This is a genomic window from Xenorhabdus bovienii SS-2004, from assembly GCF_000027225.1.
Taxonomy (GTDB): domain Bacteria; phylum Pseudomonadota; class Gammaproteobacteria; order Enterobacterales; family Enterobacteriaceae; genus Xenorhabdus; species Xenorhabdus bovienii_C.
The window spans coordinates 3,324,517-3,341,390 of the sequence record NC_013892.1; the positions used below are offsets into that span (position 1 = coordinate 3,324,517).

Here is a 16,874-nt window from a genome sequence, read left to right on the forward strand (position 1 = left end):
ACGAGCTTGAGGATCAGCGCGAGGGGGTTGGAGCGTTTTTTTTCTGGGTGATCCGAAGCCGTTTCAAGGCGTAATGAATAGCCGATTGTGAGACACCTAAACGTTTTGCTCTTTCCCATTGATAGTCATCAGAAAAATTTTGGACATCCGCAATGAGTACCTCATCAGGGATTTTCGTGGCGGGTTTATCGCGGGTCATGCAAGGTTCTATTTTATTGCACCACCGGAACAAGGTACGCATGGAAATCTCAAAATGGGCACTCGTTTGTTCGAAAGTCAACGAATGCTTGTCTTTGTATGCCAGTACTCGCTTTCGAAAATCTAAGCTGTAGCCCATCTCATTTTATGCCTTGTTATCTTAGAGTTAGATATTATGTCATATTAATATGATTTAACTATATATACCTGCCGTTAAATCTCAGCAAGTTATTATTGTTGAGTTTTGTCTATATTTCAGTCAGTTGTTTCAGTATAAAAAAACGCCCTGTCAGATTAGCCGGACAAGGCGTTTGTCGATTTTAATCAGAAATGATTATTTATTCGGGCGCATTGCTGGGAACAGGATCACGTCACGGATGGTATGGCTATCCGTGAACAGCATAACCATACGGTCGATACCAATCCCCAAACCTGCTGTTGGTGGTAAACCGTGTTCCAGTGCAGTAACGTAGTCATCATCATAGAACATCGCTTCGTCGTCACCTTCATCTTTATGACGAACTTGCTCTGCAAAACGTTCTGCCTGATCTTCTGCATCGTTCAGTTCGGAGAAGCCGTTACCAATTTCACGGCCACCGATAAAGAATTCAAAACGGTCTGTAATGAATGGGTTATCATCATTACGGCGTGCCAGCGGAGAAACTTCTGCTGGGTATTCAGTAATGAAAGTCGGTTGAATCAGGTGGCTTTCAGCAGTTTCTTCAAATATTTCACACTGAATACGACCCAAGCCCCAACTTTTTTCAATATCAATACCAAGAGACTTCGCGATAGCGACAGCTTTATCCATATCATCCAGATCCGCGATATTGGTTTCCGGGCGATATTTGCAGATCGCTTCTTTCATGGACATTTTGGTGAAAGGCTTACCGAAATCGAATTCTTGTTCACCGTATTTAACCAACGTAGTACCCAGCACTTCCTGAGTCAGAGTACGGAACAGTTCTTCGGTCAGTACGATCAGATCTTGGTAATCCGCATAAGCCATGTAGAGTTCCATCATGGTGAACTCTGGGTTATGACGCGGAGAAATACCTTCGTTACGGAAGTTCCGGTTGATTTCGAAAACGCGCTCAAAACCACCCACTACCAGACGTTTCAGATACAGTTCCGGTGCAATGCGCAGGTACATATCGATGTCCAGCGCGTTGTGGTGCGTAGTAAATGGGCGCGCACTCGCTCCGCCAGGGATCGCCTGCATCATTGGAGTTTCAACTTCCATGAAGTCTTTTTTGACCATGAAGTTACGCAATGCAGCCATGATGCGGGAACGGATCTGGAATGTCTTGCGTGATTCGTCATTCGAGATCAGATCCAAATAACGCTGACGGTAGCGCATTTCCTGATCCGCCAAGCCGTGGAATTTATCCGGCAGCGGACGCAGTGCTTTGGTCAGCAAGCGCAGTTCAGTACAGTGAATGGAAAGTTCACCCGTTTTGGTTTTAAACAATTTACCGCGAGCGCCTAAAATGTCACCCAAATCCCATTTTTTGAACTGTTCATTATAAATGCCTTCCGGCAGGTCATCACGGGAAACGTAAACCTGAATACGTCCTCCCATGTCCTGCAAGGTCGCAAAGGATGCCTTGCCCATGATACGACGAGTCATCATACGGCCTGCTACGGTCACTTCAATGTTCAGCGCTTCCAGTTCTTCCTGAGTCTTGTCATCATATTTTGCATGCAGATCTTCAGAAATGTTTTCACGACGAAAATCATTTGGGAATGCGATACCGTTGCCGCGCAGTGCAACCAGTTTTTCACGGCGAGTTTTCAGTTCATTATTTAAATCAGGAGCCTGTTCAGCTCCCTGCTGCTGTTGTGACATTTTAGTTCCTCATAGGCCGGCTTTTAAGCTGGCTTCAATGAATTTGTCCAAATCCCCATCCAGCACAGACTGCGTATTGCGAGTTTCAACGCCAGTACGCAAATCTTTAATGCGGGAATCATCCAAAACGTAAGAGCGGATCTGACTGCCCCAACCGATATCCGATTTGTTTTCTTCCATCGCCTGTTTATCAGCATTCTTCTTCTGCATTTCCAGTTCATACAGTTTGGCTTTCAACTGTTTCATCGCCTGGTCTTTGTTTTTATGCTGAGAACGATCATTCTGACACTGGGTTACAAGGCCAGTCGGTATGTGGGTGATACGCACCGCAGACTCGGTTTTGTTGACGTGCTGACCACCCGCACCGGAAGCACGGTATACATCAATACGCAAATCGGCCGGGTTGATTTCAATATCAATGTCATCATCCACTTCTGGGTAAATAAAGGCAGAGCTGAATGAGGTATGACGACGCCCACCTGAGTCAAACGGACTTTTACGTACCAAACGATGCACGCCAGTTTCTGTACGCAACCAACCGTAAGCATATTCACCGATGATTTTAATGGTTGCAGATTTCAAACCAGCAACGTCACCATCAGACTCTTCGATAATTTCAGTTTTGAAACCTTTGGACTCAGCCCAGCGCAGAAACATACGCATCAGCATACTGGCCCAGTCTTGTGCTTCTGTACCACCAGAGCCAGCCTGTAAATCCAGATAGCAGTTTGCGCTGTCATATTGACCTGAGAACATGCGGCGAAATTCAAGCTGACCGAGTTTTTCTTCCAACTGTTCCAACTCAGCTACGGCTTCATTGAAAGTCTCTTCATCATCAGCTTCTACAGCCAGTTCCAGCAGGCCGTTCACATCTTCCAGACCCTGATCAAGCTGTTCAATCGTTTCTACGATGTTTTCCAGTGATGAACGCTCTTTACCTAATGCCTGTGCCCGTTCCGGTTCATTCCAGACATCAGGCTGTTCCAGTTCAGCATTGACTTCTTCTAAACGTTCTTTCTTGGCATCATAGTCAAAGATACCCCCTCAGAACGTCTGTCCGTTCAGACAAGTCCTGAATGTGGCTTTTTACCGGGTTAATTTCAAACATATTTTGTGTCTTATACGTAGTGGTCACATGGATATTTTCGAACTGCGTATTCTAACGGATCTGTCAAACGGTTTATAGCATTTCTGGAGATTGGCCACACAATCACTTTTGGTCATGTGGCAAAGTTTTAATAGCTGATCATACCATTCAGGCCAATTCAGTAAGGCCAGATGTGCTGGATCAAAAGTTGGACATCGCGATTACCGCGAAATTCGTTGATATCCAGTTTATAGGCTAATTCCACTGTTTTGACGCTGTTATCCGGCCAACGATGAGTATCGATATTAAACGCAATGCCATCCAACATCGGCCCACCGTTTAATGGTTCAAGCATGACTTTCAGATGTTTTTCGCCAACAATCCGCTGTTGCAGCAGTTTGAATTTACCATCAAATATCGGTTCGGCAAATGCCTGTCCCCACGGGCCACCTTCTCGCAGAATTTCCGCAATTTCCAGCGATAACTCCCCTAAGGCCAGTTCGCCATCACTCCAGACTACCCCTCCAAGCTGGGAGATATCCAGCCAATCTGCCATTAACGCAGAGAAATGGCGCTGAAACAGATCAAATTTATCCTGTTCAATTGACAAGCCCGCAGCCATAGCATGGCCGCCAAATTTCAATATCAGACCCGGATGCCGGGTATCGAGGCGCTCAAGCGCATCACGCATGTGCAATCCATTTACTGAACGGCCTGAACCTTTTAATGTTCCATCGCCTGCCGGAGCAAAAGCAATAACCGGACGGTGAAAACGTTCTTTAATACGCGAGGCCAGAATACCCACTACGCCCTGATGCCACTCTGGATGATAAATGACCAATCCGTAAGGTAACTGAGTACAGGTACGTTCGAATTGATCGCAAATCTGCAAAGCTTCCTGCTGCATCCCCTGCTCAATTTCACGGCGGGTTTGGTTCAGTCCATCAAGTTCACAGGCTATCTGACGAGCTTGCACCATATCATCCGTCAACAGTAAAGCCACGCCAACGGACATATCATCCAGCCGCCCGGCTGCATTCAATCGTGGCCCAAGCGAAAACCCCAAATCACTGGCAGCCAGTTTGGTTGATTCCCGTTTGGAAATTTCAAGCAGCGCCCGAATTCCCACGCAACAGCGACCAGCACGAATGCGGTTCAATCCTTGATACACAAAAATACGGTTATTGGTATCAAGAGGAACCACGTCTGCCACAATTCCGAGTGCCACCAGATCAAGCAGTTCCGCCAGATTAGGCAGCGGAATACCCTGCTGCTCAAACCACGCTATTCTGCGTAATTCCGCCCTGAGTGCCGACATCAGATAAAATGCCACCCCCACGCCAGCCAGCGCTTTCGAGGGGAAAGTACAGTCATGCAGGTTAGGGTTGATAATGGCATCTGCGGCAGGCAATGTCTCTCCGGGTAAGTGATGGTCGGTGACAAGCACTTTGATGCTATGCTGATGTGCTGCTGCCACCCCTTCGTGGGAAGAGATGCCATTATCCACAGTAATGATCAGATCAGCGCCTTTTTTAACGACCTCATTAACAATCTGAACACTTAAACCATAACCGTCTTCAAAACGATTTGGCACAAGATAATCTAGATTGCGATAGCCCATCGCCCGCAAGGCACGGATACACAATGCTGTACTGGTTGCCCCATCCGTATCGAAATCACCGACAATAACAATGCGCGAATGGTCGTACAATGCTGTTATCAATAAGGAAACAGCCTGTTCAATGCCATTGAGAGATTGATAATTGAGTAGCCCTTTGGCTCCACGTTCCAGTTCATCCGCCTGACGAATACCCCGCATAGCGTATAAACGACGCAATAATGGATGAATACTATTGGGAAGATGACTGTCATCCGCCACCGGGCGGCGGCGGAGTTGTGTTTCTATATTCACTGGAGGTTGCTTCACTGAATTTGAGTCATTGACGAATTATTCACTCTGTTGTTCCAAATCTTCTTTCAGCGCTTTTGGCGGCACAAAACCACCAAGCACACTGCCATCCTGAAGTACAATCGCAGGTGTTCCCTGAACACCAAACTGCAAGCCTAACTGGTATTGTTTCGCGATATCATTTTTACAGCTTTTGATCGGAGAAATGTTATCCCCTTTGAAAGCGGCATCCAGCGCTTTATTCGGTGTCGCACTGCACCAGATGGATTGCATATCTTTGGCTGACTGATGTTGCAGACTATGGCGAGGAAATGCCAAATAACGGATGGTGATACCCAAATCGTTATACTCTTTCATTTCCTCATGCAACTTGCGGCAATAACCACAGGTAATATCAGTAAAAACAGTCACGACATATTTCTCTTTCGGTGCTTTGTAAACAATCATTTGATTTTTCAAAGCATCCAGTTTTTTCACCAGAACCTGATTGGTGACATTCTTTGGTATTTTGCCACTAATATCGTAAACCTGGCCTTTGAACAAATACTTACCATCGTTGGAGATATGGATAATACCCTGATCTGTCAAAACCGTGCTCACGCCAGCCAGTTGTGATGGCTTGATACTTTCGGCTTTAAGTCCCATTTTTACCAATGAGTTATTAACCGCACTGTCATTAGCAAATACATTGCCGGCAAAGGCCGTCAATAATAAGGAAAAACAAAATGCTAATTTTTTCATCTTTTGTTCCTTTATTTCCATCCTTTTTCGCAGTTATCCACGAGGATGATGTTGTTGATGCAGCATTTTAAGACGTTCAGTCGCTACATAGGTATAAATTTGAGTTGTGGAGAGATCACTATGCCCCAGCAACATCTGTACAACGCGTAAATCTGCACCATGGTTGAGTAAATGCGTTGCAAAAGCATGACGCAAAACATGAGGTGATAAACGTTCGGTATCAATGCCAGACAATACGGCATAATGTTTGATCCGATGCCAGAAAGTCTGGCGGGTCATCTGCGTTCCCCTTTTGCTGGGGAAGAAAACGTCAGATGCCGAGCCATTTAATAACCACGGACGCCCATACTCTAGGTATTTCTCCAGCCAGTAAAGTGCTTCTTCTCCCAAAGGAACCAATCTTTCCTTGTTTCCCTTACCCACGACTCTAACCACACCTTGACGTAAGCTCATATCCGACAATGTCAGTCCAACCAATTCAGATACCCGCAATCCACAGGCGTAAAGTACTTCAAGCATTGCTTTATCCCGCAATTCAATCGGTTGGTCAGTCAGGGGAGTATTCAGCAAATCCCCAACTTGTTTTTCACTTAAGTCTTTGGGTAAGCGTTTAGGCAACTTAGGGGCAGATAAAAGTGCTGTTGGATCATCCAAACGCATTTTTTCACGATAAAGATACTGAAACAACCGCCGCATTGCACTCAGCAAGCGGGCCGAACTACTGGCTTTATAACCGCTATCTACCCGTTCAGCCAAAAATAATTGTAGCTCAATAGATTCCACAGAAAGTAAATCGTGACCACTATATACCAGCCAATTATTCAAGGCTTGTAAATCCAACCGGTAAGAAGATAGCGTATTTTCAGCCAGATCCTTTTCCAGCCAGATGGTATCCAGAAATTGCTCAATCAGGGAATTAGCCGGTGGAGCCGGTTCCGATGACTTATCTTGCGATGCATAGTTTTCTGATAAATCGTGTTTTTTTGGCACAAGACTTCCTTTATCTCTGCGACTTCCGATCGGCTATTATGCCTGAAAAAGCAATTCTTCTGTTACAATGCAGCCCCTGATATTCGAAATGTCCTGGTAAATAATGATGAAAATTGGTCTCTTTTACGGCTCCAGTACATGCTATACAGAAATGGTAGCAGAAAAAATACGCGATATACTCGGTGAAGATCTGATCGATCTGCATAATGTCAAAGATTGTGATCCCAAATTGATGGAAGATTATTCTGTCCTGATTCTCGGCATTCCTACTTGGGATTTCGGTGAATTACAGGAAGATTGGCTGGCTATCTGGGATCAGCTTCCATCATTGGATCTGTCGGGAAAAATCGTTGCCATGTATGGCATGGGAGATCAGATCGACTACAGTGAATGGTTTCTGGATTCGTTGGGAATGTTGTATCACCATTTGCTGCCTGCGGGTGCGCAGTTTGTTGGTTTTTGGCCAACAGAAGGTTATGAATTCACCAGCCCCAAACCACTGACCGAAGATGGCAAACAATTTGTCGGCCTGGCTCTGGATGATGTAAACCAGTTCGAGCAAACTGATGAACGTTTGAGCGAATGGTGTATGCAGATACTGGCAGAAATGGAAGCGCTGTTTTAATCACGCTATATCAGGATACTGACGCATAAGCTGGTTCAAATGACGCCACATCTTTGGTGGCACACTGTCTGATGCCACCCATAACCGAATTAACGACCGTTGGCGGATACTTTCTGTTTTGTCAAAGGCGTGAAGTGTGATCACCATACCATAGCGGCTTAACCACGGTGGCCTAGTGAGTTTCCACGCCGCTTTTTGCCAATGCATTTTCTGGCCACTGAACAATACCAGCCTTCCCTGACACCGCCTAATGTTTGTCTGACTCCACACCCAGCTCACCATAATGATGACAAACAATGGAAGCCAGAGATAAAAACCATTGGAAGGCCACGGAGCCAATAACGCGGCAAGCATAATTGCACCATGCACACCTGAAGAAAACAGGCGGCTATGACGGGATACCTTCAGTTCACAGTGCCACAGGGCCACGGGCTTGGTTTCTGCTCTGAATCAATTGCACCATGCGGAATAGCTCATCATCTTCTGGACGACCATGATTCATGAGCCAGTTAAAAAGATCAGGATCTGCACACTCCAGCAAACGGACGAAAAGCTGCTTATCATCATCATTCAATGAGTCATATTCATATTCAAAAAATGGCATGATAGAAATATCCAGTTCACGCATTCCACGACGACATGCCCAGTGAATACGCGCTTTATTGTCAATATCCATGTTTAAAAAGCCTCTTGATTATTTTCATTCGTGCCATTGAGACGGCAATGCTGATGTCGCGAAAGATTAACAAGTCACCCGTCGTTTCAGACATGAGCACGGTTGCAAAATTTCACAGTCAAAGGGAATTATCAACGATTCTGGGCTGCTTTTCATCATTCATGACAGTTGAATCAAGATATATCTATAATATGCGAAGAGCATCGCAACAAATCATCTTTAACTACCCGTCAGTAAATAACAAGAATAACTCCTTTGCATTAAGCCTCATCTCTTTTACCATTAGCATTATTTCTCAGATAGTTTACTGGCAGGAGCTATTATGGCTGACCAAATTCTATTTTCTGCACAACTCCCATCTCCTTCAGCAACACTTTCCCTGGCTTTAATTTCTCTTAATGATTGGGGGATGATTAGCGTAACAGGCGCAGATGCGGAAAAGTATCTGCAAGGCCAAGTCACATCAGATATCGCCTCTCTCAACCAAAAACATGTGTTGAGCGCACATTGTGACGCCAAAGGAAAGATGTGGAGTAACCTGCGGCTGTTTCACCGTGGCGAAGGTTTTGCCTATATTGAACGTCGCACAGTATTGGATTCCCAGCTGACTGAATTGAAAAAATACGCTGTGTTTTCCAAAGTGACCTTTGCTAAAGATGAAGAAAGCATCCTGCTTGGTGTAGCCGGAGCAGGAAGCAGGAACGCACTGGCAGAAATGTTTCCCACCCTGCCCGATGCCGAAACAACCGTTATTCAACACGAAACAACCACCCTTCTCCACTTCGCTTTCCCCGCAGAACGTTTTCTTTTAGTCACCGATCAGGCTACCGCAGCCCAGTTAACGGAAACATTAGTAGGGAAGCTTCAGGCGCAATTGAACGATAGTCAGCAGTGGTTGGCACTAGAGATTGAAGCAGGCTTCCCAGTCATTGACTCAGCCAGCAGCGCCCAGTTCATTCCACAAGCGACGAATATTCAGGTTCTTGAGGGCAGTATCAGCTTTAAGAAAGGCTGTTATACCGGTCAGGAGATGGTGGCTCGTGCCAAATACCGCGGTGCTAATAAGCGGGCAATGTACTGGCTGGCTGGCACCGCGTCTTCTCTTCCCGTTGCCGGAGACGATCTGGAGTGGCAACTGGGTGATAAATGGCGCAGAACAGGCTCAGTTCTGACAGCGGTCAGACTCGCTGATGGTTCAATCTGGGTGCAAGTTGTCATGAACAATGATATGGCTGCTGACAGTATTTTCCGTATCCGTGAAGATGAAGGAAGTTCTCTTACCATTCAATCGCTTCCTTATTCATTCGATGAAGAAAAATAATATTTGAGGTTTTTTATGTCATTAGCTGTACCCCCTGTTGATTTCGGCCCATTTACTAATGTCATCGCATTTATTATGGAGCTGGATAAGTTAAAATCGGTTCATCGCAAAACTAAACTGCTGAACAATCAGCGTCATGAAAATTCGGCTGAACATAGCTGGCATTTCGCCCTCGCTGTCATGAGTTTTGCTCCTTATGTAGGAAAAATGAATATTGGCCACGTTGTGCAGATGGCGCTGATCCACGATATTGTCGAAATCGATGCAGGAGATGTTATCGCATTCGATTTGGCTGCCCGTGAAGCAATCCATGAACATGAAGTTAAGGCCGCCCATCGTATTTTTGGTTTACTGCCGGAAGCGCAGAGAGATTATTTTCTGGCACTGTGGCGTGAGTACGAAGATTCTGAAACACCTGAAGCGATTTTTGCCAAAACGCTTGATAGGATCATGCCTGTATTCATGAACCTGCATAACAATGGCCAAAGCTGGGTTGAGAATGGTATTCGCTTTGAACAGGTTTTTAATCTGCTGCATTTTATTGCTGAGGCTTACCCTGAGCTGTGGCAATATCTACTGCCACAATTGGAAGCAGCGAAAGAGAAAGGTTGGCTGAAAGCGTAACACTACGTCAGGTACGCCTTCTCCTTGAATAAGCAGGCTGTCAGATGCAAGGAATCATTTACTCTGTCAGCCTTAAACATATTTATTCGTCAGACAACAACGTTTCTTACTGCAAATTTTCTACGGTTTTCTCAGAAGATACGATACCATCAAGACTACACATCCTGTCAATACCACTGTCAGCCAGCTAGTAATATGAATGGCGCTGGTGAATGAATGCGCTGCTGCACCCATCAATTGCCGACCTTCCATTTCAATCAATGAAGCTGCTATCACATAAGCTCCAGCCAACGTTTCCAAAGCCAATGATGCTTGTTCCTGAGAAATACTTGCCGGCAATTGCAGATTTAAACGATAAAACGCCGTCACCAATCCACCCAGAATCGTTGTACCGAATACAACTCCAACTTCATAGGCCGTTTCGCTGATTGCTGAAGCTGCACCTGCCTTGGAAGAAGGTACGGCTGAAATAACCAAGTCATTGGAAATAGAAGCTATCGCCCCGACACCAATATTCAATAATGCGAAAGCGATCACGATTGAAGTCAGGTTACTGCCAACACAGGCAATCAAGAAAAATGCGGCTCCCGACAAAGCCAATAAAATGGGTACGAGCCAGTGGATAGGCACTCTCTGGGCAATCGGTACGATCGCCATGCCGATAACGATTGCCATGATTTGTCCGGGAATCAGTGCAAGACTGGCGGCAAGCGGTTTCATATCAAGCACAACTTGCAGGTACTGAGTGGCAAAAAAGACAAAACCAATCAGTAATCCAAGACTCAATAAATTGACCATGATCGAACCAGTAAATACACCATTACGGAACAGGGAAATATCCATTAGCGGTATTTGCAAGCTCTGTTGCCTACGTATAAATAACATTCCTGCGATAAGACCAATCGCAAACGTCATAATGACACTGGTCTCAAAGCCATTACTGGCAAAATGTTTAATCGCATACACAATGCCAGCCATGGCAATAATGGATAATAAGACACTATAGCCATCAATGATCCCTATCTGCTTTTTGGCCGATTCAGGTAACAACATAGGTGCAAAAATCAACAAAGGCACCAATACAGGCACAGCCAATAGAAAAATGGCTTGCCAGTTAAAATACTGCAATAAAACACCGCCTATAACAGGGCCAAGTGCCGAGCCAACGGTGAGAGTAGTCGCCCAAATAGCGATAGCTAATCGGCGCTGTTCACGATCTGTAAAAAGATGGCTTATCAAAGCCAGTGTCGAAGGCATCAACATTGCACCAAAAAAACCAAGAGCTGCACGCCCAGCAATTAATTGTTCTGGCGAGGTAGATAATGCTGTCAGAGCTGAAACAACCGTGAATCCCAATGACCCGGATAGCAATAGCAGACGGTGACCAACACGATCACCGATACTTCCCATAGACACCAACAATCCCGCCAGTACCAATGAATAAGCATCAATAATCCATAATTGCTGATTTGCACTCGGTTCCAAAGCTCTGGTAATTTTTGGCAAGGCAAATCCCAAAATAGTGTTGTCCACCGTGACCAATAAAACCGGTAACATTAAGATCAATAATCCAAACCAAGTACGAAATTCTGCTCGTTTATGAGTACTCACGATTCTATTTAATGACATAACCTTAACTTCTCCCGTTATAACTGAAGTATTGAAAAGATGTGCCAACATTCAGCCACATGTATATGAGGCCGTTGTTTCAATTTATTTTTAAATTTTTGGAAAATTATTTAATGAAAATAATGAAGAATTTATGCGATATTAGACGATAACTTAGCGTCATTAGTAATAACGCGAACAATTATGTCTATGATTGAAGTGATTTTCTAACTATAGAAGAAATAAAATTTCATCCAAACAGGCATCATTGTTGAGGTTTTTTGAGAGAGAAACGCCTGTGAAAGACGAATCATAGTCATAGTGGCGATATTCAAAATAGTTGTCATCCTTTGTTGGTTTCAAGCTATTTGTTTTAATAGTACATTTCTACAACTTAATCACATTTTCAAGATTAATGATATTGAAGTTTTCAAAATAATCAATTGACTCAAAAATAGCGATCTTCCATCACGAGAAAACTACCATATATTGAGTGAAAATGGATAATTTTCCTGAAAAAGCAGTGTGAGGAATCCTCCTCAACACTGCTTTCGTCTTCTTTGTTAACCGAGATTAACGATAATCTTCAATCGGTGCACAGGAGCAATGTAAATTGCGGTCACCATATACATCGTCGAGACGTTTAACCGTTGGCCAGTATTTATTGGCTTTGGTTTCTACTGTTGGGAAGACAGCGATTTCACGGCTGTATGCATGTTCCCAGTCAGAAACCAGCTCTGCCTGAACGTGAGGCGCATTCACCAGTGGATTGTCTTCCAGCGGCCATTCCCCTTTTGCCACATTGCTGATTTCTTCGCGAATTGCCAGCATTGCGTCAATAAAGCGATCGATTTCGACTTTGCTTTCGGATTCCGTCGGCTCAACCATCAAGGTTCCCGCCACTGGGAATGACATGGTTGGTGCATGGAAGCCGTAGTCAACCAAACGCTTAGCGATATCCATTTCGCTGATGCCAAATTCGTCTTTCAGTGGGCGAATATCCAGAATACATTCGTGGGCAACGTAGCCATCACGCCCGGTATAGAGGATTTCATAAGCCCCTTTCAGGCGAGCTGCGATGTAGTTCGCATTCAGGATCGCAACTTGGCTGGCTTGTTTCAGTCCTTTTGCTCCCATCATACGGATATACATCCAGCTAATGGGCAAAATGGAAGCACTGCCAAATGGTGCGGCTGATACTGCGCCCAATGTGGTTACTGTGTCCATTTCCACCACGGAATGCCCCGGTACAAATGGTGCAAGGTGTTTTTTCACACCAATCGGCCCCATGCCAGGGCCACCACCACCGTGTGGGATACAAAAGGTTTTATGCAGGTTCAGGTGGGAAACGTCAGCACCAATAAAGCCCGGCGTAGTAATGCCGACTTGGGCGTTCATGTTGGCACCATCAAGGTAAACCTGGCCTCCATTCTGGTGAATAATATCGCAGATCTGACGGATGGTTTCTTCATACACACCGTGAGTCGATGGGTAGGTCACCATGATACAGGCCAGTTCACCACGATGTTTTTCCGCTTTTTCGTGTAAATCTGTCAGATCGATATTACCTTCTTTGTCACAATTCACCACCACCACGGTCATACCCGCCATATGCGCGGAAGCAGGGTTTGTGCCGTGAGCAGAGCTTGGAATCAAGCAGACATGGCGATGTTGTTCTCCACGACTGGCGTAATAACGACGAATGGCGAGTAAGCCAGCATATTCTCCCTGAGCACCGGAGTTTGGCTGCATACAAACTGCGTCGTAGCCAGTCAGCAATACCAGCCAATGAGAGAGTTGGCTGATCAGTTGGTGATAACCCTGCGCCTGCTCTGGTGGACAGAAAGGGTGCATATCCGTGAATTCAGGCCATGTGATCGGCATAATTTCAGCCGCCGCATTCAGTTTCATGGTACATGAGCCCAGCGGGATCATCGCCTGATTCAATGCCAGATCTTTACGCTCCAGACTGTGCATGTAGCGCATCATGTCAGTTTCGCTGTGATAACGGCGGAAGTTGTCATGCATCAAGATGTCATCATTGCGCAACATTGAAACCGGAATAGATTGGCTGCCTGCCGCCATTTCGTTATCAAGCGTATCAATATCCAATATAGCATCAGAGCCAGTCAGAACCTGGAACAGTGTTTGCAAGTCGTCGCGGCTGGTTTTTTCACTCAATGCCACACCAATCGCACCAAGAATATCAGTACGCAGGTTAATTTGGGCTTTCTCCGCCCGAACCAGTACCTGTGTTTTATCTGCAACTTCAACGGTCAGCGTATCAAACCATGTTTTGTGACGCAGTGTGATGCCCGCTTTTTGCAGGCCGGTGGCCAGAATGTCGGTCAATCGGTGAATACGGCCAGCGATTCTCTTCAAGCCTTCAGCACCGTGGTAAACCGCGTACATGCCAGCAATATTAGCCAGCAGAACTTGCGAGGTACAAATATTGGAATTCGCTTTTTCGCGACGAATATGCTGTTCACGGGTCTGCATAGCCATCCGCAGAGCCCGGTTACCCGCAGCGTCACGGGAAACGCCAATAATGCGACCCGGCATGGAACGCTTGAATTCATCACGGCAGGCAAAGAATGCAGCATGTGGGCCACCGTATCCCATCGGGACACCAAAACGCTGTGCTGCACCAAATACCATGTCAGCACCTTGTTTGCCCGGTGCAGTCAGCATGACCAGTGCCATAAAATCCGCCGCTACACTGACAATAATTTTTTTCTCTTTCAGCTTCGTAATCAGAGCACTGTAGTCATGAACTTCGCCTGTTGTACCAACCTGTTGTAGCAGGACACCGAAGACACCTTCCAGTTCCAGCACTTTTTCGGCTTTATCAACAATGACTTCAAATCCAAAGGTTTCTGCACGGGTACGAACAACGTCCAGCGTCTGTGGATGAATATCATCCGCCACAAAGAAGCGCTCTGCGCCTTTCAACTTACTGACCCGTTTTGCCATCGCCATAGCTTCAGCCGCCGCCGTGGCTTCATCCAGTAATGAGGCAGAAGCAAGATCCAATCCGGTGAGATCAATAGTAACTTGCTGAAAGTTCAGTAAGGCTTCAAGACGGCCTTGGGAAACTTCTGGCTGATACGGGGTATATGCCGTGTACCAGCCAGGATTTTCCAGCAAATTACGCAGAATAACCGGAGGAAGTACCGATGGCGCATATCCCATACCGATATAAGATTGATAACGTCTGTTCTGGCCAGCCATCACTTTCAGTTCAGCCAGCGCCTGTTGTTCTGTCGCACCTTCGCCTACAGCAGGTGGCTCTGACAATGCGATATCACGAGGAACGATTTTATTCGTCAGATCGTCAAGAGAATTTGCACCAACTGTCGCCAGCATCTCTTTTTGCTGTTCAGCAGAAGAACCAATGTGGCGACGAGTGAATTCACCTTGATTTTCAAGTTGGATTAGTGTCTGGGTCATTGATGATAATTTCCTGAAACTAGCTAAAAACGGCACACATAAAAAACGCCCCATTCACAACGTGATATGGGGCGATAGTAAGTATTATTCTTCTTCTGCCAAAAGTGACTGATAACCTTCCGCATCAAGCAGATGGGTGAGTTCACTCTCGTCAGAGATCTTAAGGCGGAACAGCCAACCCTCGTTATAAGGCTCACTGTTGACTAATTCAGGAGAACCTTCCAACTCTGAATTAACCGCGGTGACTTCACCACTCAAAGGGGCATAAATATCAGAAGCTGCTTTGACTGATTCTACAACAGCACAGTCATTACCATTATTTACAACTACACCGACTTCGGGCAAATCAACGAATACCATATCACCCAAGAGTTCCTGAGCGTGCTCGGTAATACCTACAGTGTATTCACCGTTTCCTTCCGCACGAACCCATTCGTGTGATGAGGTATATTTTAATTCTGCTGGTACATGACTCATCGTTGCCATCTCCTTGTTTTTAATTCATTAATAAAAATGTTACGACCCAAATTACTCTACGAGCGATTTGCCCATCCGTACAAAACCCGGTTTAACCACCTGAACAAGCATTTCACGGTTACGGATCTGAACAATCGCCTGTTCTCCAATTCCCTGAGGAACTCGTGCAAGAGCAATGCTGAACCCCAAAGTTGGAGAGAATGTTCCGCTGGTAATGACGCCAGAACGCATTTCACCCGCTTTATCAGTGAAGTGGACTGTTAAACCACCACGCAATACGCCCTTTTCGCGCATAATTAAGCCAACCAGTTGTTCTGTACCTACTTCACGCTGTCTTTCCAGCGCTTCACGGCCAATGAATTGGCGATCTTCCGGTTTCCACGCAATCGTCCACCCCATATTGGCAGCTAAAGGCGAAATGGTTTCATCCATTTCCTGACCGTAAAGGTTCATACCCGCTTCAAGGCGTAGTGTATCCCGTGCACCCAATCCAGCGGGTTTAACGCCTGCTGCTAACAATTTCTGCCAAAAATCAGCAGCCTGTTCTTTCGGTAACGCAATTTCATAACCTGCTTCGCCGGTATAACCGGTCGTCGCGATAAATAAATCACCAGACTGGACGCCGAAGAAAGGTTTCATACCTGCCACGGCCTGTTTTTGTTCATCATTCAGCAGGGATTGTGCTTTAGACTGCGCATTCGGGCCTTGAACCGCGATTAGTGCTAAATCATCACGCACCGTAATTTCGACGGGGTAATTCGTGGCATGCTGTTGAATCCAAGCTAAGTCTTTGTCACGGGTCGCAGAATTTACAACCATGCGATAGAAATCATCAGTGAAGAAATAGACTATCAGGTCATCAATAACACCACCGGAGACATTCAACATGCCGGTATAAAGTGCCTTGCCCTGTTCGGTCAGTTTGGTGATGTCATTTGCCAGAAGATAGCGGAGAAAATCACGGCAACCTGTGCCATGCAGATCCACAATGGTCATGTGGGAAACATCGAACATACCAGCATCAGTACGCACCGTGTGATGCTCGTCGATTTGTGAACCGTATTGAAGGGGCATCATCCAGCCATGAAAATCTACCATGCGCGCTCCGCATGCCAGATGTTGATCATATAGTGGGGTGTGTTTTGACATTATTTCCCTCTTTCCATTCTTGACATGAAAATGTTTTTGACCTGAAAAACATACGGCGTATTAACCGACAGAGGTTGGATCATGAATCAAAAAAAGCGGTTAATGACGCAAACGATACCTTGGTTTAGAAGTTATCACTGAAAATAGAAATGAACCATAAAATAAATTAG

The 16,874-nt window shown here is 45.6% G+C and carries 15 protein-coding genes; 3 read left to right on the plus strand and 12 right to left on the minus strand.

Annotated elements, in window-relative coordinates:
- Nucleotides 1–13 precede the first annotated feature (13 nt).
- The 6 genes from XBJ1_RS22190 to xerD all read right to left on the minus strand — a co-directional run bounded on the left by XBJ1_RS22190 (nucleotide 14) and on the right by xerD (nucleotide 6,696).
- On the minus strand, nucleotides 14–337 hold the full coding sequence (locus tag XBJ1_RS22190) for an IS630 transposase-related protein (protein ID WP_012989760.1): 324 nt from the start codon (nucleotides 335–337) through the stop codon (nucleotides 14–16).
- Nucleotides 338–532: 195 nt separating this feature from the next.
- Entirely contained in the window at nucleotides 533–2,047 is a 1,515-nt protein-coding gene (gene lysS, locus XBJ1_RS14605) for a lysine--tRNA ligase (protein ID WP_012989761.1), read from the minus strand.
- 9 nt (nucleotides 2,048–2,056) lie between these two features.
- Nucleotides 2,057–3,155, minus strand: a protein-coding gene (gene prfB, locus XBJ1_RS14610; RefSeq protein ID WP_143827691.1) for a peptide chain release factor 2 whose coding sequence is annotated in 2 segments (ribosomal slippage) — nucleotides 2,057–3,079 and nucleotides 3,081–3,155 — 1,098 coding nt in all. Because the reading frame shifts where the segments join, the coding sequence is not laid out codon by codon here.
- Between the two features lie 157 nt (nucleotides 3,156–3,312).
- The gene (gene recJ / locus XBJ1_RS14615) at nucleotides 3,313–5,046 is read right to left on the minus strand and encodes a single-stranded-DNA-specific exonuclease RecJ (protein WP_012989763.1); all 1,734 of its coding nucleotides are present in this window, start codon (nucleotides 5,044–5,046) and stop codon (nucleotides 3,313–3,315) included.
- Nucleotides 5,047–5,082: 36 nt separating this feature from the next.
- Nucleotides 5,083–5,784, minus strand: a complete 702-nt coding sequence (dsbC, locus tag XBJ1_RS14620) for a bifunctional protein-disulfide isomerase/oxidoreductase DsbC (RefSeq protein WP_012989764.1) — start codon at nucleotides 5,782–5,784, stop codon at nucleotides 5,083–5,085.
- A 33-nt stretch (nucleotides 5,785–5,817) separates the two neighbouring features.
- Entirely contained in the window at nucleotides 5,818–6,696 is an 879-nt protein-coding gene (xerD, locus tag XBJ1_RS14625) for a site-specific tyrosine recombinase XerD (RefSeq protein ID WP_038199250.1), read from the minus strand.
- A 184-nt stretch (nucleotides 6,697–6,880) separates the two neighbouring features.
- Between xerD and fldB the strand changes: the two genes are divergently transcribed.
- Nucleotides 6,881–7,399, plus strand: a complete 519-nt coding sequence (fldB, locus tag XBJ1_RS14630; RefSeq protein WP_012989766.1) for a flavodoxin FldB — start codon at nucleotides 6,881–6,883, stop codon at nucleotides 7,397–7,399.
- Here the strand turns inward: fldB and XBJ1_RS20140 are convergent, their stop codons facing one another.
- Together XBJ1_RS20140 and sdhE are read right to left on the minus strand one after the other, a co-directional pair.
- Nucleotides 7,400–7,828, minus strand: a complete 429-nt coding sequence (locus tag XBJ1_RS20140; protein WP_038199238.1) for a protein YgfX — start codon at nucleotides 7,826–7,828, stop codon at nucleotides 7,400–7,402.
- On the minus strand, nucleotides 7,809–8,075 hold the full coding sequence (gene sdhE / locus XBJ1_RS14640; RefSeq protein ID WP_012989768.1) for an FAD assembly factor SdhE: 267 nt from the start codon (nucleotides 8,073–8,075) through the stop codon (nucleotides 7,809–7,811). The genes XBJ1_RS20140 and sdhE overlap by 20 nt, the downstream gene beginning before the upstream one ends.
- A 322-nt stretch (nucleotides 8,076–8,397) precedes the next feature.
- Here sdhE and ygfZ point away from each other — a divergent pair, with 322 nt between their 5' ends.
- Nucleotides 8,398–9,396: a tRNA-modifying protein YgfZ gene (gene ygfZ / locus XBJ1_RS14645; protein WP_012989770.1), complete on the plus strand. Its 999-nt coding sequence runs from the start codon at nucleotides 8,398–8,400 to the stop codon at nucleotides 9,394–9,396.
- 15 nt (nucleotides 9,397–9,411) lie between these two features.
- Nucleotides 9,412–10,020 carry an HD domain-containing protein gene (locus XBJ1_RS14650; protein WP_012989771.1) on the plus strand — a complete coding sequence of 203 codons (609 nt, stop codon included), beginning with the start codon at nucleotides 9,412–9,414 and terminating at the stop codon, nucleotides 10,018–10,020.
- Between the two features lie 120 nt (nucleotides 10,021–10,140).
- On the opposite strand, the gene XBJ1_RS14655 is transcribed toward XBJ1_RS14650, so the two are convergent.
- The 4 genes from XBJ1_RS14655 to gcvT all read right to left on the minus strand — a co-directional run bounded on the left by XBJ1_RS14655 (nucleotide 10,141) and on the right by gcvT (nucleotide 16,704).
- Nucleotides 10,141–11,649: an MFS transporter gene (locus tag XBJ1_RS14655; protein ID WP_012989772.1), complete on the minus strand. Its 1,509-nt coding sequence runs from the start codon at nucleotides 11,647–11,649 to the stop codon at nucleotides 10,141–10,143.
- Between the two features lie 552 nt (nucleotides 11,650–12,201).
- On the minus strand, nucleotides 12,202–15,078 hold the full coding sequence (gene gcvP / locus XBJ1_RS14660; RefSeq protein WP_012989774.1) for an aminomethyl-transferring glycine dehydrogenase: 2,877 nt from the start codon (nucleotides 15,076–15,078) through the stop codon (nucleotides 12,202–12,204).
- Nucleotides 15,079–15,162: 84 nt separating this feature from the next.
- Nucleotides 15,163–15,555: a glycine cleavage system protein GcvH gene (gene gcvH / locus XBJ1_RS14665; RefSeq protein WP_012989775.1), complete on the minus strand. Its 393-nt coding sequence runs from the start codon at nucleotides 15,553–15,555 to the stop codon at nucleotides 15,163–15,165.
- A 51-nt stretch (nucleotides 15,556–15,606) separates the two neighbouring features.
- Complete coding sequence (gcvT, locus tag XBJ1_RS14670; RefSeq protein WP_012989776.1) at nucleotides 15,607–16,704, minus strand: glycine cleavage system aminomethyltransferase GcvT; 1,098 nt, start codon at nucleotides 16,702–16,704, stop codon at nucleotides 15,607–15,609.
- Between the last annotated feature and the right edge of the window lie 170 nt (nucleotides 16,705–16,874).

Coding starts and splice junctions, on each gene's coding strand:
- XBJ1_RS22190 (WP_012989760.1), bottom strand. CDS start 337: ATGGGCTACAGCTTAGATTTTCGAAAGCGAGTACTGGCATACAAAGAC.
- lysS (WP_012989761.1), bottom strand. CDS start 2,047: ATGTCACAACAGCAGCAGGGAGCTGAACAGGCTCCTGATTTAAATAAT.
- dsbC (WP_012989764.1), bottom strand. CDS start 5,784: ATGAAAAAATTAGCATTTTGTTTTTCCTTATTATTGACGGCCTTTGCC.
- fldB (WP_012989766.1), top strand. CDS start 6,881: ATGAAAATTGGTCTCTTTTACGGCTCCAGTACATGCTATACAGAAATG.
- sdhE (WP_012989768.1), bottom strand. CDS start 8,075: ATGGATATTGACAATAAAGCGCGTATTCACTGGGCATGTCGTCGTGGA.
- ygfZ (WP_012989770.1), top strand. CDS start 8,398: ATGGCTGACCAAATTCTATTTTCTGCACAACTCCCATCTCCTTCAGCA.
- XBJ1_RS14650 (WP_012989771.1), top strand. CDS start 9,412: ATGTCATTAGCTGTACCCCCTGTTGATTTCGGCCCATTTACTAATGTC.
- XBJ1_RS14655 (WP_012989772.1), bottom strand. CDS start 11,649: ATGTCATTAAATAGAATCGTGAGTACTCATAAACGAGCAGAATTTCGT.
- gcvP (WP_012989774.1), bottom strand. CDS start 15,078: ATGACCCAGACACTAATCCAACTTGAAAATCAAGGTGAATTCACTCGT.
- gcvH (WP_012989775.1), bottom strand. CDS start 15,555: ATGAGTCATGTACCAGCAGAATTAAAATATACCTCATCACACGAATGG.
- gcvT (WP_012989776.1), bottom strand. CDS start 16,704: ATGTCAAAACACACCCCACTATATGATCAACATCTGGCATGCGGAGCG.